At 43.1% G+C, this 17,065-nt stretch carries 15 protein-coding genes and 1 pseudogene; 5 read left to right on the forward strand and 11 right to left on the reverse strand.

Translation table 11 applies throughout. The annotated features are described in order from the left end of the window. Window positions 1-5 precede the first annotated feature (5 nt). From NVS78_RS02550 to NVS78_RS02600, 11 genes and pseudogenes are all read right to left on the reverse strand, one after another. On the reverse strand, window positions 6-380 hold the full coding sequence (locus NVS78_RS02550; protein ID WP_055205179.1) for a helix-turn-helix domain-containing protein: 375 nt from the start codon (window positions 378-380) through the stop codon (window positions 6-8). A gap of 197 nt (window positions 381-577) precedes the next feature. Continuing rightward, window positions 578-1,399: a transposase gene (locus tag NVS78_RS02555; RefSeq protein WP_286357784.1), complete on the reverse strand. Its 822-nt coding sequence runs from the start codon at window positions 1,397-1,399 to the stop codon at window positions 578-580. 236 nt (window positions 1,400-1,635) lie between these two features. Continuing rightward, window positions 1,636-2,757 (reverse strand): tyrosine-type recombinase/integrase, encoded by a 1,122-nt coding sequence (locus NVS78_RS02560; RefSeq protein WP_286357785.1) that lies wholly within the window; start codon window positions 2,755-2,757, stop codon window positions 1,636-1,638. 125 nt (window positions 2,758-2,882) lie between these two features. Next, a complete protein-coding gene (locus tag NVS78_RS02565) occupies window positions 2,883-3,824 on the reverse strand; it encodes a helix-turn-helix domain-containing protein (RefSeq protein WP_286357786.1) in 942 nt (313 codons plus the stop codon). 305 nt (window positions 3,825-4,129) lie between these two features. Next, the gene (locus NVS78_RS02570) at window positions 4,130-4,771 is read right to left on the reverse strand and encodes a hypothetical protein (protein ID WP_286357787.1); all 642 of its coding nucleotides are present in this window, start codon (window positions 4,769-4,771) and stop codon (window positions 4,130-4,132) included. An 826-nt stretch (window positions 4,772-5,597) separates the two neighbouring features. Beyond that, window positions 5,598-6,389: a MalY/PatB family protein gene (locus NVS78_RS02575; protein ID WP_286357788.1), complete on the reverse strand. Its 792-nt coding sequence runs from the start codon at window positions 6,387-6,389 to the stop codon at window positions 5,598-5,600. Beyond that, window positions 6,383-6,763 carry a beta C-S lyase family protein gene (locus NVS78_RS02580; RefSeq protein WP_286357789.1) on the reverse strand — a complete coding sequence of 127 codons (381 nt, stop codon included), beginning with the start codon at window positions 6,761-6,763 and terminating at the stop codon, window positions 6,383-6,385. The genes NVS78_RS02575 and NVS78_RS02580 overlap by 7 nt, the downstream gene beginning before the upstream one ends. Before the next feature lie 8 nt (window positions 6,764-6,771). Beyond that, window positions 6,772-7,407: a trimeric intracellular cation channel family protein gene (locus tag NVS78_RS02585; protein WP_286357790.1), complete on the reverse strand. Its 636-nt coding sequence runs from the start codon at window positions 7,405-7,407 to the stop codon at window positions 6,772-6,774. A 97-nt stretch (window positions 7,408-7,504) separates the two neighbouring features. After that, a pseudogene (locus tag NVS78_RS02590) lies at window positions 7,505-7,830 on the reverse strand (alpha/beta hydrolase); the annotation flags it as partial. 716 nt (window positions 7,831-8,546) lie between these two features. After that, window positions 8,547-8,969 (reverse strand): hypothetical protein, encoded by a 423-nt coding sequence (locus tag NVS78_RS02595; protein ID WP_286357791.1) that lies wholly within the window; start codon window positions 8,967-8,969, stop codon window positions 8,547-8,549. 844 nt (window positions 8,970-9,813) lie between these two features. Then, entirely contained in the window at window positions 9,814-11,175 is a 1,362-nt protein-coding gene (locus NVS78_RS02600; protein WP_286357792.1) for an MFS transporter, read from the reverse strand. A 116-nt stretch (window positions 11,176-11,291) separates the two neighbouring features. Here NVS78_RS02600 and NVS78_RS02605 point away from each other — a divergent pair, with 116 nt between their 5' ends. The 5 genes from NVS78_RS02605 to NVS78_RS02625 are packed head-to-tail and all read left to right on the forward strand — an operon-like array spanning window position 11,292 to window position 17,032. Continuing rightward, on the forward strand, window positions 11,292-12,431 hold the full coding sequence (locus tag NVS78_RS02605) for an isochorismate synthase (RefSeq protein WP_286357793.1): 1,140 nt from the start codon (window positions 11,292-11,294) through the stop codon (window positions 12,429-12,431). Then, a complete protein-coding gene (menD, locus tag NVS78_RS02610; RefSeq protein WP_286357794.1) occupies window positions 12,412-14,115 on the forward strand; it encodes a 2-succinyl-5-enolpyruvyl-6-hydroxy-3-cyclohexene-1-carboxylic-acid synthase in 1,704 nt (567 codons plus the stop codon). Before NVS78_RS02605 ends, menD begins: the two co-directional genes overlap by 20 nt. An 8-nt stretch (window positions 14,116-14,123) precedes the next feature. After that, on the forward strand, window positions 14,124-14,945 hold the full coding sequence (menB, locus tag NVS78_RS02615) for a 1,4-dihydroxy-2-naphthoyl-CoA synthase (RefSeq protein ID WP_286357795.1): 822 nt from the start codon (window positions 14,124-14,126) through the stop codon (window positions 14,943-14,945). A 4-nt stretch (window positions 14,946-14,949) separates the two neighbouring features. Next, window positions 14,950-15,996, forward strand: a complete 1,047-nt coding sequence (locus NVS78_RS02620; protein WP_286357796.1) for an o-succinylbenzoate synthase — start codon at window positions 14,950-14,952, stop codon at window positions 15,994-15,996. 10 nt (window positions 15,997-16,006) lie between these two features. After that, a complete protein-coding gene (locus NVS78_RS02625) occupies window positions 16,007-17,032 on the forward strand; it encodes an AMP-binding protein (RefSeq protein ID WP_286357797.1) in 1,026 nt (341 codons plus the stop codon). The last annotated feature ends 33 nt before the right edge of the window (window positions 17,033-17,065 follow it).

Below are 17,065 nucleotides of genomic sequence, written 5' to 3' on the forward strand. Positions count from 1 at the left end.
AGCATCTACCAGTTACGTTTGTTGGGCTTGCGACGGTGCGATGAAGATATGGACTCGTTCAGTTCCTCATCGGACAGCGGCACGGGATTCTTCCGGGAGGATTCCAGCCACTTGTCCAATTCGTCACGGTAGAGGCAATAGCGTTTGCCGGGCTTGGTGGCAGGGATGCTCCCGTCCGATAGCTTCATATAGAGCGTACCTTTGGGGATGCCCAGATACTCCGCAGCTTCATCTACCGACATGGGGACATGGGTGTCCACAGCCTTTGCATTGTTCACACTGTTCTGCTCGGTGAGCAGGCTTTTCAGGCTCATCACTTCGTCCCGAAGCTGGGCCACGACCTCCGGAAGGTCGTTGAATGTAAGATTTACTTTTTCCATTTTGCGATTCGTCTCTTTTGTAAGACTTGCCGCAAAGGACTGCAATGATAGGGTCGTGAATATCTCCACGAAAAAATAATTCCCGAATAACGATACCCAACCGTGAATGATGGGTAAAGTTGTTCGGGAAACACTTTTAGACAGACTGTTAAGTAGTGTCGGCTACTTGTCATTATTGCTATAAGACGGGATGATCCTTACTCTTTTTGCAAGTAACCATTCGGATAATGGAAATCCAGCTTGCCGTCTTCGAGTTCGTCAATGGGAATCGGTGGCTTTAACGGGTCAATCCTAAAGTTCTTGATGGTCGCTATATCCGTTTCGGCAAACTCGCGAGGGAAAAGTTCTTTGACGAAACGGGCGCGGTTATCCCCATTATAATATCTCTTGTACATGCAACGCTCCGCTATGTTCCATATGAAATGACGGAGCGGAATATTGGAGATGTCCTGTGTCAGCCGCCTTTTTATCGGTTTCGGCTTGTAGTTGTTCTTGTTCATCCAGTTGCTTACCTCGTTGCAGACATGGTTCACGGTCTCTTCGTCAGCGATACGGGGCATGTAAAAATGTATATACTCCACGACCATGCGGATGCGTCTCTCATTTTCCTTGTCCTGCTCATCTTCATAACTTGAACGGATTTCTTCGTGACGCTTCGGATCGATATTCAGCTCTATGGGGTGGGCATCGGAGCTTGCCTCTTCCGCTATCTGCGTTACAGGTTCTATTGTATTCTGCGGTTCTTCTTCCTGCAAGGCTACGGTTTCCGTAGTAATCTCTTTTGCCTCCTTTTTGCCGAACTTGATTTTGTAAAGCTGGTAAGTATCAAAGATTATTGTCTGGAAGGATAAGTAGAACAGCCAGCCCAACAGGTTGCTGCACAAGAATACTATCAGCCTTACAAAGTTGTCCTGGTTGAAACTCTCTGCAACGATAAGCGTTATAAAGAATGAAATTAGGCAGATGGTAAAGCCGATGAAGCCTAAAATGATATGTTTGTCTTTGACGGATGAATCCATATTCTGTTCGGGTATTACAGGTTACTGTCTGAATTTTGTGCAAAGTTAATGCTATTCTTCTGATTATTATTCATTACCCGTAGTCAGAGGGTTCTTTTTCAGCGTTTTTCACCAAATTGCCAAAATCATACTCAATTATCATACTCTGATGGCTTGTAAGGATGGAAACAGAGGGAGCGGTTGGTGTAATAATGCCTTGACCGCTCCCTCCGAATTTCCGTCTGCTTATAACCGCCTTATGCTTCCTTGCGTTTCAGGGTTATCTTGTCCACCACATCACACATCTGCTGTGCTGCCATTTTGGAATATATCTGTGTGGTGGTAATGTTCTTGTGTCCCAGATAGGCTTGGATGACAGCCATATCCGTACCCATTTCCACATGCAGGCTTCCGAAGGAATGGCGGGTGCAATGGAATGTTATCTTCTTGGTTATTCCCGCTGTCGAGAGCCACCGTTTCAGCGGTCCTTGCAGCATCTTGTCCTTGAAGCCGTCAAAGATAAACCCCTCGCACCGTTCCCCGAGCAGTCCGTATGCTTCATCGCTGATGGGGTTGTGTACTATCTGCTTCGTCTTCTGCATACGGGTGGTCACGAACATCTTGCCGTTGGTGTACGGCTGTATCTGTTGCCAAGTGAGCTGCTTGATGTCGCTCTTCCGCAATCCGGTGAGGCAGCCGAAAAGGAAAGCCCTTTTCAAGACATCTTCCTCACAGGGTGTTTCGGCAAGCCGTATCAGTTCCTCTTGGCTCAGATGTTCCCTCATGGTCGGAATACTCTCGATGCGGTCTAAGAATCCGTTGGGGTTTTCCTTTATCTTTCTGTCCCGATAGGTGGTGTGGAGTACGGCACGGAAAGTTGACCAGTACCCGGCTGCGGAGTTGATATGCAGTTTTCGGTTGGTGTGTATGGATTGGGGAGCATCAAGCAGATACTCCATGAATTTGCGGCACAAGTCCACATCCACCTCCTCAAAGGTGCATCGGCCGTTCACAAACCGTTCGAAGTGCTTGTAGACGTGCTGCCACTTGGTGTTTTTCCTGTCAGCCAGCTCCTTGAAGTAGGCAAGGAAATCGCCTTTCATCCTCGTCTTGTCAAAGAAACCGTGGTTCTCGTTGAAGATGGCTTCGTAGCGTTGGTTACGCAGTATCTCCGCTTTCTTCATCATGCGTGTGTTGAAATCACGCTCCTGCTGGTTGGCAGGTTTGGCGAACAGGTAGATACCCAAGGCTTCGCGTGTAATCACCCTCATGGTGGTGTTGTCACGGTAGCCGGGATAATAGTCCAGACACAGCGAATACTGTGTCCCGTTCTTGATTTTGCGCTTGCGCAAAGTTACAGTCTTGCATTTCATATTCATTCTGATTTAATTGATAATACGTTTGTGGGAGTTTCCCGTTTCGGGGGCAAAGTAACAACGTGAAACAACCGTGAGAAACGCCACGGACAATCATTTTGAAATAATTTTCCGATAATGGAGGTTGTTCACGGTTGTTTGTTCCTCTCTGCCATGACTCGCTCCACATCGGAGCGTAAAAGCAGGTTCTTCACACCCACCTTTACCTTTTCAATGTGCTTTACCTTGACGATATGGCAGATGTTGGCAGAAGACAGCCCGTAAATCTGCTGTACCTGTTCCACGGTGTAGTAGCGTTCATCGTTCACAAGGTCGGTTCTGCGAAGCTCGTCCAGATGGGATTTGGAGTAGTAGGTACGCCCGTATTCTCTTTTGGTGGGTATCTTGTGGCGGTAGGCGTATGCCCGGAGTGCGGACGGCTTCATGCCGAACACCTTTTCCGCTTCTTCGGTCAGGAGCCAGTCGGTAATCCTGCTTATATCGACTGACACACCGAAAAACTTGTCAATATGCCTTTTGCTGTAATAGTTCTTTCCTGCAATGCGGCAGATGGGGATGCGGTTGCGCTTGGCGGAGGTATAGAGCCACGACTGCTTTACCTTATAAAGGGTCATCACCTCCTCACCGGAATAGAAGTCCAGCACTTCATCGTTTTCCTTTTCCCTCATCTCCCTTTTGGGGGATTGGGAAAATGAAACGGACTTTTTCGGTGTGGAGGTACTGCCGGGCAGGATGCGGTGATAGGGATTGCCCTCCAGCATCCGCTCAATGTCGGCTCTGCGGATAATCGCCATGCGGTTGCTGATGCGTGAGGCTTTCAGCTTGCCGGTGGCTACCAGTTTATAGATGTACTGTCGGGAACAGCCCATGAGTGTGGCTGCTTTGGAAAAGGTGAGATACTCCTGATGCTGTATCTCCATGAGTGGCAGGACGACTTTGAAGAGGTTGTTCTTCTGCGCTGTTCTGGCTCGCTTGGCTTCCACCTGACAAGCCTCGCTGCAATACCGTTGCACACCGCTACGGGTTACAAACGGCTTGCCGCAAAATTGGCATTTCTTGGTTGATTTCATACTGCTTTATCGTTTACTTGTTCACTTCTCACTTTGTATATCCCTGAAGTGGTGAACGGTCGTAAACAGCAGTCAACCGTTGTCGCATTTCCACACGATGTGACTGTCGCTGCATACCGGGGCGGAAATTGTCGCTTATCGTAAACGGTTATAAACCCTTGTCAACTCTATGCACGATGTGACAAAAAATAAGCTCCGCAAATTCTCCACGTCAGAAATATGTCTCAAAAATATGTGGAAATTTGGGAAGCATCAAAAAGCAGCCGAAATGTGTTAAATCTTGAAATGTATTGACAATTAAAGGTTTATGATTGGATATTTCTGGTTGGTTTCGGTTGTTGGGGCGTTCTAAATACAAAGTCAAAAGTTGCTTGCGACCCGTTTACACCTTTGATTAAATAAGCAGATACTCGTTTAAGATTTTCTTTTATATAAACGGAATTTGGACCATGATAATTCACCGAGATCCTCGATGTTCCATTGAAATTAGCCGAATATTCTTTGTAAAAATTAAAACTTCCACTGTGTTCATGTGTGTATAATAATGTCGATTGACTATAAGTAGCTTTCGCTAAAGGTTGTTTTGTATTCTCAACATATTGGTATAGTTTTTCATTTCGTGTGAAACCTTCTCCGTTATAAAAAACAATAGCTCCAGAATCCAGATAATTTTCTATTTTTTGATTTTCATTTTGTAGGTATTGAAGAAAATGGCTATATTTCTCTTTAGGGATTCCTTGTTCTAAAGCTGATTTTAAATTTAGTAAGCTAATGAGTTTACCCTCCTGAAAATTAATATTTTCAAGTAAGGTTCTGTCATTCTGTGTTAATTTTTCTTGTGGGTAATTTGAATAGTCAATATAACCTATCTCCGGCTCAATGATCTCCAGTGAATTGGAACAACCCAAAATCAAATAGGTCCAAATTAATAGATTAATTTTTTTCATAATTTACTAATTGATTCGTTAAATAATAGTATCCAATGTACATGTGAAAATATCGAGTGTCAATTGATTTCTTCATAGTAGTTGAAACGGGTTAAAGTCTTAATATTCCAAAAATGAAATAATCATTCATGTAAACACGGACTTTAGTGGAATTGCTAAACTCTAATTTGTAATGTATGGGAATGAGATTATCCTTAAATGATACTTGGGTACGAATATCATCACCCTGATACTCCATTTTAAACCAAAAACTGATTATGACTCGACTACGGCCGGATTCAGTCTGTTTGTAGTCTAAAATTTTATACTTCTTACTTTGCATTTGTTCTACATAATTTTTTCTGAAATAATTTAATCCATCCGGGTTGTCATATTCAGTGAATGAGATTAGCGTGTCTCCGTGTATTTGGATGTATCCAGGTATATGTATATATGCATATTCAGTCTTATAAGTCGTCGGTAAATCGATGATATAATTCCTATTATTTACTTTTGTTTTGATTGCTTTAATTAAAGCCTCTTTAGAACAATTTTGATTTAGCGAAGCGCATGACGATAAAAAAATACCGGTATTTATCATTAGGAATAACAGTGAATTTTTTTTCAGAATCATATTAATATGAATTATATGTTATTGTTTCTAAATATATAATTATTTTTTTAATTATCAAAATAATTATAAGTATATTTACATTTAATCTCGTATTGAAAGATTGTGGTTTTATTATAAAATGAATATATTCTAATGTGGAGCGTATATTCTAATTTTTAGAGAAAAAATATAAACTATTTAATAGCTTTATAGGACAAATCAATAATTATGCATTTACAATCGAAACGTTTGCTTTAATCGTTCCAATCCTTCTTGTACTACGGATAAAAGGCAACCGATATTCATGCGTCGGAATCCCGCTCCTTCCGTTCCGAAATCCAAGCCGTTATTGAAGCCGAGGTGAGCTTTTTCTAAGAGTCGTTTACCGACCTCTTCGTGGGATAATCCGGTTTCCCGGAAATCTAGCCAAAATAAAAAAGAGCCTTCCGGCCGTAGCATGTGGATAGCAGGAAGTTCATTCAGAAGAAATTTTTCCGTGTATAAAATGTTATTTTCGAGGTAAGGGAGTAATTCCTTTAGCCATTTGTCGCCGTAACGATACGCTGCTTCCAGTGTAATATGACCGAAAATATTGCCTAGATCCAAATGTAAGTTTAGTAATTCCCGACGGAAGGAGCGACGCAATGCATCGGAAGAGATCACGATAATGGGATTCATCATCCCGGCAATATTGAAGGTTTTGCTGGGAGCCATCATGGTGATGGTTATGGAGGCAATCTCTTCGGTTATGGAGGCTAAAACGGTGTGTTTGTGACCGAAAAGCGCCAGATCGGAATGAATTTCATCGGATAGTATAATTACTCCATTGGCGTAACAGTAGTTTCCGATACGTGTCAGCTCCTCTTTGGTCCATACTCGTCCGACGGGATTATGCGAATTGCTGATTATAAGTAGTTTTACGTCGCTTTTTATCTTTTTCTCGAAGTCCTCCCAATCGATAACGTAACGGTCGTTTTCAACGACGAGACGACAGCAAACCAGCTCCCGTTCGTTGTCTTTTACCACGGAATGGAAGGGGGATATACCGGGGTAAAGATCATTACCTTATCTCCTTTTTGCGTATAAATTCGTACGCCTAGAGCAAGAGTCGTAACAATTCCCGGTGAAGAGAGTATCCATTCGCTTTTAACCTTCCATTGATAACGTTGCTCTACCCATTCGCTAAATGCTTCTTTGGCTTTTTTGGATCGAAAAGTATAGCCGAAGACACCCTTCTCGCAGCACTTTCGGGCGGCTTCGATCACTTCGGGCGGAGATTGGAAATCCATATCGGCTACCCACATCGGAAGGATATCGGTGCGTCCGAATACCTCGTTCAGGTTATCGTATTTGACACAGTCGGTGTTTTTTCGCTCTATGATTTGATCGAAATCGTACATGATACAGATTATTTTCCGGTTTGTTCTCCTTTTAATACGGGTAAACTAATGTGATATTTTACAGCTAAGACTCGAATGATGATGACACTAATTGCCGTGACGATTTGAGTAGATACCGGTCCGATTTGTATAGAATCGCAGAAAAAATAGATGAATCCTCCTATGATGCAGGCGATTGCGTAAATGTCTTTTCGGAAGATCAACGGAACTTCGTTTATACAGATATCCCGGATGACTCCTCCGACGGCTCCGGTGGTCATTCCCATGATAATCGCCACCCAGGCCGGAAATCCGCTTAACAGACTTTTTTCAATGCCGACCACGGTGAATAGTCCCAATCCGATGGCATCGAAGATAAAGAAGGTGTTATTCAATCTGATCACGTGTTTTCCGAAAAGGATAACAAAACCTAAGGCAAGTGCGGTAACGATTAAATAAGAGGGTTGGTGCATCCAGAAAGGCGTCACTCCGAGTAAGAGATCCCGGGTGGTTCCACCCCCGATAGCCGTGGCTGCTCCTACCACGTATGCCCCGAACCAATCGAAATTCTTTGCCGAGGCTAACCGGATACCACTGATTGCAAAAGCAAAGGTTCCGATGTAGTCGATGATGGTCGTAAAATTGATATCTGAAAAATGGAACATATTATTGTTTTTAACGGTGGCAAAGTTACGATAAATCTATCGAATAGACGAATAAAACAGGAGAGAGTCACTGAAGGGGTTTCTTTTGTGTCTCTTCCCAACCACAGATGCCGAGTATGCCGATGCGCTCCGGATTTACACGGTCGAATATGGTAAGAAAGACACTGCCGCACTGAAATCCTCCGTGTTGATGTCGGGAGAGGCAATGCTGCGACGTTCTCCTCCACTATCGCCTGTAAAAGACGGGTCGAAAGCAATGGTGAGAAAACCTCGTTCGGCGAGCATCTGGGCGTAAGGGCCGGACGATTGTTTTTTTACCGCTCCGAATGGTCCGCTTACGGCGATTGTCGGAAGTTTTCCATCTGCGTTCTTCGGTATATCCATGCCTGCGGTAAGTGTAATGCCGAAACGGTCGAGAAACGTGCATAACCGATTTTCATAATTGGGACGGTCTGAAACGTGTTAGACAGTCCTTTACATTCGGACTATATAAACTCTCCCATGTTTTCACATCTATAATATAGCTGGGTTACAAATAGATTTAAGTTTACTTTAATTCGGGTACGTATAGGAAAAAAACAAAGTAAATCTGCTATCACGAAAATAAGGGAAAAGAAATATCGAGATCAGAGCGATATTTTTCTTTCCCTCTTTTCGGCAATCTACTTGTGTCATGTTATTTTTCGACGAGTAAAAGCAATTCTGCCTATCCGTTTGCCACTCTACAATTCATTACATATTGGACAATCTTACCGCCTCTGCTTGCAGACTATATGGCAACTCTCCAGACGACAAATGTCAGTCGGGTTATTAGACTCCCCCGAAAGAATTTTTGCGGTATGTACGCAAGCCGAGCAATATTATTCAATGACAAAACGATATTTGTTTGGCACACAATGATATGATAATGCTCATTAAATTATTTTATTCTGTAATTATATCTATTGCAAAATAATTAGCAGACATATTATTTGATTCCTTGATCTCTAATGTTGTTGAACTTTGGATTGTATTTTCATGTGATTGAAAGTTTGTGTTTTCAATTTCTATGTATTGGTTTGTCGGGAAGTCAGCATTAATAATTACATCTATAAACTTCTCGGAGAATCCAGCCTCTTTTAATGTACTATCTAGCGATTTCATCTTCTTTGGGGAGTTAATGGAATATTAATGGGAGCTGCATTTCTTATAACACAATAGTTGTTGGAAACAAATATTTTAACTATTCCCGTATTTTCAAATATCCAATAAAACATTGCCCACATTCGTCGCATGACCTTATCCAATCCTTCAATTGATTCTGAATGGGTGACTTTAAGTTTGCAGACATTCCAAGCAACATCCCTATTAATAGCATGACCATGACTTTTCCAGTTACTATGACTACATAAAAGATTAGCTATTTCATTAGCTCTTTTTATTTTTTCATCGTTTGTAACAGGTGTATTTGTTGAAGAATGAGTATTCCATGATTTGAACTTGAATTTAACGAGAAAGTCTTTAACCATATCAATTGAATACTTACTTGCGCTTTGTGCTAATCCAATATCTCGTGCATCCATATTTCTCAGTAACTGAATATCTGTCCAATCTGGCTGCTGATTTTGTTTGAGCTTTTCTTCTCCTCTAATACGAATTCCTTCTAACGCTACTAATATTGACTGTGCAGGAATAAATCGACCTTCTAAGTATGTAAATAAATGAAATGTATATTATTATAGATATGTATTTATTGTAATTGAAATTTATTAATCTTGTTCAAGTGTTATAGACTACTTTTTTCAGTTTTGATCGAGGTATAGGGGATAAGGAAATTCTCGATCACCCACATACTCGTAATTAATTTTATGATCTTTTATAGCTACTCGATATATTACTAGCCAAAATGTGCAATCTTGTGGATATGGTAATCTGATATATTCGTAAGCGGGTTCATAATGTGATTCTCGATAAAGTCGATAGTCATTTTCACCATGTTTCAGATATATTAGTATTGTATATGTTCCTGAATGTATAATTTCTATGTATAACCTTTTATTTGGTAAATCTTTAAATGTATAGACGTAAGAAGGGAAATTATTCCAATAATATATGTAGTTTGGATTTCCCGCATTGTGTGGAGGCATTGGATCTTCCCAGTGTCCGATAAATTCAAGTTTAGTATCTCTAGATACAGGTGAATTATATACTATTGTCCAATTCCACCGTACATTATTGCCAAATCCATACTTAAAATATATCATGTAACCGACTTAGACATTTATTGGGTAGCTTCATAAAGAAAATGATTAATCACACCTGAAAACTTGTAAAAAAATAAAACAAGTAACGCCAATTATAGTGTTTATATTTAAATCAAAATGGATTCATTTCTATGGTCTTCGCAAAAGAAAAAATATTTAAGTTCTAAAAGTTTTCCTCCGAATTTTCAATTCCGACAGCAATTTCAGGGATAATGCCTTTTTCCACGTAAACAGGCCGGGTCAGGCGGCGGATCAACGGGCGATAATGCTCGAAAAGGCAAGCAGCCAATACGCAACCGCTACCCGAACACAAAATGATAGCGGGTAACCCGATATACTTTTCAATAGTTCCCAAAACCATGCTCCCGACCGGAGCCATCCCCGTAAAAGTCATGGCCATATATCCCATAACCCGCCCCCGCTTGTCCTCATCGGACAACGTCTGCAACAACGTATTGACGGAAGCTACTGCCGCTATTATGAAAAAACCGATCGGTATGCATAAGATCGTTGCCACCCAGGGAACGGAGACAAAAGATATCAGAATAATCCCGATTCCAAGTAAGAGAGTGGATAACATCACCACCTTTCCCAACCCCAACACGCTTTTCCGGGCCGCCAGATAAAGGGCCGCCCCGAAAGAACCGATCCCGATACTGGAGAGCAATACGCCCAACATCTCGCTCTCTCCCCCGAGAATCGTCTTCACGTATGCCGGAATAAAAGTCATCAACGGGATACCGAAAAAGCTAACGCTACTCATTAATAACAATAAAGTCCGTATAGGAATATTTCCCCACACATACCGAAATCCGTCTTCTATATCCACCCATACCCGCTGAACAACCGGTTTCGGCCGGAAAGGGGTCAAACGCATCATCAATAAAGCAACAATAACGCCCAAATAACTGATTCCATTCAATAAGAAACAATACCCCTCCCCGAATAATCCGATCAATACACCTCCTACCGCCGGACCTATTAACCGGGAACCGTTAATTACCGCTGAATTTAAAGCTATGGCATTCCCCAAATTCTCTTTCGGAACCAAACTCGGATAAAACGATTGACGGGTAGGGTTATCCAGGGCATTGATCAAACCGATAAATACACTTAAAACTAAAATATGCCACACTTCGATCCAACCCGATAAGGTCAACCAAGCCATAATCAACGCTTGCAACATAGATAAACTTTGGGTAAAGATCAAAATATGACGACGGTTAAAACGATCGACAAAAACACTCATGAAAGGTGTCACGAGCAAGATCGGGATCTGAGCCATAAAAGTCACCGTGGCTAACAAAAAAACGGAACCCGTCAAACGGAATACCAACCAGCTCATGGCGATCTGCTGCATCCACGTTCCGATCAGAGAAACACATTGCCCGCCAAAATAAAGACGAAAATTATAATTTTTCAAAGAAGAAAAAATATAAAAAAAAGCACTCGAGTTATTGGGTAATAACTCTCGCCATCCTTTTCTTCCTCCCCAAAATTTCTTTCTATTTTTATCCTCATGCATTCCGATCAGTAATCTAACTTAGGCAAAAGTAGTCAGATTTTAAACAATGTAGACATCAACAGCAGAATTTTGGCTATTTTTGTAAGACAAATTCGTTTAATAAAGAATTTAGTACTATGTCGGAAACAAAAAGCAAACTTTCTATCGCGGAAGTGCAAGGAATTTGTCTGAGAAATAATATTCCTTTTTACACGTATCGTTTACCCGGTTCTCAGGAGATGGTTTTCGGAGCACAGCTTTCAAACGATATCAATATATTCAATGGTTTCGATAAACACCAGAAAGGCAAAGGATTTATCATTGCGCCTTTTAGCCGTGCCTCCTGGAGTTTTCCTTTTTTTATCAAAGAAGACCTCGCTTTTACCGATTACCTGACCGATCAGGAAGCCATCATAAATCTTCAAAACACGGTATTCAATACCCCCGAACGCCATTTTACCAAAAACGATTGCGATCATCTCGAATACCTGGATGAACTCCGGACTTTAATTGCCACGTTAAAAAGAGAATCCATGAAAAAAGTGGTCTTTTCACGGACCATAACAATTCCCTGCGATTCACTCAAAATGGCTCCCATTCTTTTCGAGCAGATGAAGCAGTACCATCATGCTTTTCTCTTTTTCGTGGTCATACCCGGCAAATGCGCCTGGATGGGAGCTACCCCGGAAACTTTTTTGAAATACGACAGGAACGGTTTCTTTACGATGTCTCTTGCCGGAACACAACCGGCCACAACACCTAAAGAAAAAATCGTGTGGAGTGAAAAGGATAGGATAGAACAACAGATCGTAACGGACTATATTTCTCAGATTTTACAACCGATTTTTACTCGCAATTTAGAAATAACAGGACCGGAAACCGTACAAGCCGGAAACGTATACCACCTTTGTACCTTGTTTAAAAGCGACGAGCAACTGCCTGCCGAAGAGATAGATCAATTGATTTCTCTATTGCATCCTACACCGGCGGTTTGCGGCATTCCTAAAAAGAGGGCCATGCAATTGATTTCAGAAATAGAAAAACAGGAACGGCGGTATTACGCGGGGTATTTAGGCCCCATACAACAAAACGGCGCCTTCAATCTTTTTGTAAACCTACGGAGCATGGAGCTTTTTAACGATGCATTAAAACTGTACGTGGGCGGCGGAATTACTCCGGCCTCCGATCCGGAAAACGAATGGGAAGAAACTTGTACAAAAGCCGATACCCTGTTAAATTTAATACGACAGATCAATTATGGAAAAACTACATTCTGATATAGAGAGCGTACGTATACTCACGGAACTGTTGGTTCAAAAGGAGATTCACGATATCGTCCTCTCCCCGGGCTCCAGAAATGCCCCCCTACTGGTCTCCGTGGCCAAAGAAAAAAAGTTACGGCATTTTGTCATTCCCGATGAACGATCCGCCGCCTTTTTCGCTTTAGGCATAGCGCAACAAAGTCAACGAACAGTCGCCCTCATTTGCACATCCGGAACCGCACTCCTGAATTATGCTCCCGCGATAGCCGAAGCTTATTATCAAGGGATTCCCTTACTTGTCATTTCGGCCGACCGTCCGCCGGAATGGATCGATCAGGACGATAGCCAAACCATCCGGCAAAACAACATCCTGACCCCTTTCGTCAAATACTCTTGCCAATTACCGGTAAATATCGTTACGCCGGAAGACCGGTGGTATGCCAATCGTTTGATCAACGAAGCGATCAATGCCTCCCAGACAGCATATAAAGGTCCTGTACACGTAAACATACCCTTGCGGGAACCCCTGTACGGATTTCACACACACGAGATATCGCCCCAGCGAATCATCCGGGTAAGTCCTACTCGAACCGAACTGCTGCCGGATGAAAAAGCAAAATTACAGGGATTATTCTCCCGGTATAACAAAATCTTACTGATCGTAGGTTTTCATACACCCGACAAAATTATTTCCCGACAAATAGAACAGCTCATCCGGCAACATAAAGTTGTCGTCTTAACCGAAAATATAGCAAATAAAAACATCCCGCAGGCCATTCCGACCATCGACCGGGTTTTGGCCACGATCCAAAACGAAGAGGAATCCCTCTTCGCTCCCGACTTATTGATTACTTTCGGAGGAGCCGTCGTTTCGCGAATGATCAAAACTTTTATTCGCCACCATCCGCCTCGGGAACACTGGCATATCGATTTAAGAGAAATTGCCCCGGATACTTATCGATCCCTGACTCTACCGATAAAAATGGAGGTCCGGGCTTTTTTTACTCAACTGACAAGCGGATTAGCGGAAAAATCGGAACCTTCGGATTATTTCCGGCTCTGGAAAGAAAAAGAGAAGTTAGCGGAAAAACGGCATCATGAATACCTTAGCCGGATTCCATGGTGCGATTTGAAGGCTTTCTCGCTTCTGCTTCCCGCCTTGCCCGCGAATACGCATTTGCAATTGGGGAATAGCACCCCCGTAAGATATGCCCAACTTTTCCATTGTAACACGATAGCAAGAGCAGACGGAAACAGGGGGACCAGCGGAATCGACGGATGCTCCTCTACCGCTGTTGGAGCCTCCGCGACAACTCGCGATCCCACGATACTGATTACCGGAGACATCGGATTTCTATATGATTCGAACGCTTTATGGATAAAATACAAATCTTCCAATTTAAAAATCGTTGTTATCCAAAACGGAGGAGGGGGCATCTTCAGATTTCTTCCCGGTCCCTCCGTATTGGATGAGGTAGAAGAGTTCTTTGAAACGCCGCATCAAGTCGATATCGTCCGATTAGGAGAGCTCCACGGTTTTAAGGTATTTGAAGCAGACAACGAAATAACCCTGAAAGAATGTATCTCCTCTTTTTTTCAACCGGCAGAAAAACCCTATCTGTTAGTCGTAAAAACCCCCCGGACTGTAAACGGCAATATATTGAAAGAATATTTTAAACACCTAAGAAAAAGAAACTGAATAATAATATGACAACAAGAAACTGGACCACAATTAAAACATACGAAGATATCAAATTCGATTTCTTCGAAGGAATTGCAAAAATAACGATCGACCGGCAACAGGTGTACAACGCTTTCCGGCCGCAAACCAATGCGGAGATGCTGGATGCCATGGCCATATGCCGGGAACGAAGCGATATTTATGTCGTCATCCTCACGGGTGCCGGGGATAAAGCATTTTGTTCCGGAGGCGATCAAAACGTAAAGGGGAGTGGTGGATATATAGACGAAAACGGAGTTCCCCGGTTAAACGTTTTAGACCTGCACAAAGCCATCCGTTCCATTCCTAAGCCCGTCATCGCCATGGTAAACGGCTATGCTATCGGGGGCGGTCATGTCCTGCATGTCGTATGCGACTTAACGATCGCTTCCGAGAACGCCCGTTTCGGTCAAACCGGACCCAAAGTGGGAAGTTTCGACGGGGGATTCGGTTCTTCCTATTTGGCAAGACATGTCGGCCAGAAAAAAGCAAGGGAAATTTGGTTCTTATGTCGACAGTACACGGCCAGGGAAGCAGAAGAGATGGGAATGGTGAATAAAGTGGTGCCCTTCGATCGACTGGAGGACGAAACGGTAGAGTGGTGCAAAACCATCATGCAACGGAGCCCTATGGCCATTCGGATGATCAAACGGGCGCTTAATGCCGAATTGGACGGGCAACACGGTTTAATGGAATTCGCCGGAGATGCCACTCTGATGTATTATCTTATGGAGGAAGCCCAAGAGGGTAAAAACGCCTTTTTGGAAAAAAGAGATCCGGATTTTAAAAAGTTCCCTAAATTCCCCTGATTCTATGCTAAAGGCATCCTATATCCCTTATCGTCTCGTCTTTAAACAACCGGCGGGAACTTCCAGAGGAATCCTGACGACAAAAGAGAGCTGGTTTATAAAAGTATGGAACACTGAGCGCCCCGAGGTCTTCGGGATAGGGGAATGCGCACTATTCCGGGGGTTAAGTGCCGACGATCGGCCCGACTACGAAAAACGACTGGAACAGGTATGCCTAAACATAGACCGGTTACCCTTGGAGACATTGAATGATTGGAGTTCGATCCGTTTCGGCGTAGAAACCGCTTTGGCGGATTTGGGAAACGGGGGTAAACGTTGGATTTACCCTACCCCTTTCCTTGAAAACAGCCGGCCGATAGAGATCAACGGCCTTATTTGGATGGGAGACCGGAAAACGATGGAAGAGCGTCTGGTTGAAAAATTGAACGCCGGATTCCATTGCATAAAATTAAAAATAGGAGCAATCGATTTTCAATCGGAACTGGAACTATTGAAACTGATCCGTTCCCGTTTTAACCGTCACGATATAGAGTTACGGGTAGATGCGAACGGAGCCTTTACTCCCGATGAAGCCTTAGCAAAATTAGAACAATTAGCTCGTTACGATATCCACTCCATCGAACAACCCATTCGCCAAGGCCAATGGAAAGAGATGGCCCGGCTTTGTCGATTATCTCCCGTACCTATCGCCCTTGACGAGGAGTTAATCGGGATATCGGAAACAGAAAGAAAGAGAGAGTTGCTGATGACGATACAACCCCGGTACATCATATTAAAACCCGCCCTGACAGGAGGATTCTCCGGTGCGGAAGAGTGGATCGAAATAGCCGGCCGACTCCGTATCGGCTGGTGGATCACTTCCGCCTTGGAATCGAACATAGGGCTAAACGCCATCGCCCAATGGACGGCAACACTACCTACCGCCATGCCCCAAGGGTTAGGAACCGGGCAATTATACATCAACAATATACCGTCTCCCTTAGAACAAAAAGGTTGTTTTATCAGTTATAATCCGACTAAAAAATGGGAATTGAATCCACTCTCTTTTTAATACCAACCGCATGAAACAAATTCGACTGAACGGCAAATCTTACACAAAACTTTCGGAAATCGATGCATCCGAAAACAAAGAAGTCGTCTCTTTTTTAAAAGAATGGTTCGACCCGAACGAATACGTTATTGGTCGCACATCCGGTTCAACAGGGAAGCCGAAAGAGATCCGACTTTTAAAAAAAGACATGCTGGCTTCCGCCCGGATCACCAATGCTTTTTTTGAAATAGGACAGGAAACCAATATGCTGTTATGCCTTTCCCCCTCTTACATCGCCGGAAAGATGATGATCGTAAGAGCTTTGACGGCACAGGCAAATTTATGGGTTACTCCACCCTCTTCCTCCCCTTTATCCCATTTCTCCGGAGCGATCGATTTTGCCGCGATGGTTCCCATGCAAGTAGATACAACATTATCAACCCCGGAGACAGCCAAACGACTTAACCGGATCCGGCACGTCATTATCGGAGGGGCAGCTATCTCTCCTTTACTCCATAAAAAGCTGCAATATATTTCTTCCCGTTGCTTCGGAACTTACGGAATGACGGAAACCGTCTCACACGTAGCTCTTCGTTATCTCAACAGTCCGCAGGCTTCCGATCCGTATTTTGCCATAGGCCAAGTCCGGTTTGCTACCGACGACAGGGATTGTTTGGTTATCCATACTCCGCATTTGCATACCGGAACATTCACGACCAACGATATCGTCCGGCTTATAGACGAGCGACACTTCGAATGGTTAGGGCGTCACGATAACGTTATCAATTCGGGGGGTATAAAGCTCTTCCCCGAAACATTGGAGCAAAAATTAGCCCCTTACATCGCTCAACGTTTTTTTATTACTTCCCAACCGGACGATTACTTGGGAGAAAAAGCCGTTTTAGTTATAGAAGACGCTCCTTGGGAGAAGAAACGGTGTACAGCCCTGAAAAAACAAATAAAACAGTTACTTCCTCCTTACGAGGTACCTAAAAATATTCTATTCCAAAATCCGTTCCGGGAAACTTATTCAGGAAAAGTCATTCGAAAACTTTAAGTCACGTCACGTACTTCACCCAAATAAAATCTT

Origin of the sequence: Gabonibacter chumensis (assembly GCF_024741215.1) — a bacterium.
Lineage (GTDB): Bacteria > Bacteroidota > Bacteroidia > Bacteroidales > Marinifilaceae > Gabonibacter > Gabonibacter massiliensis.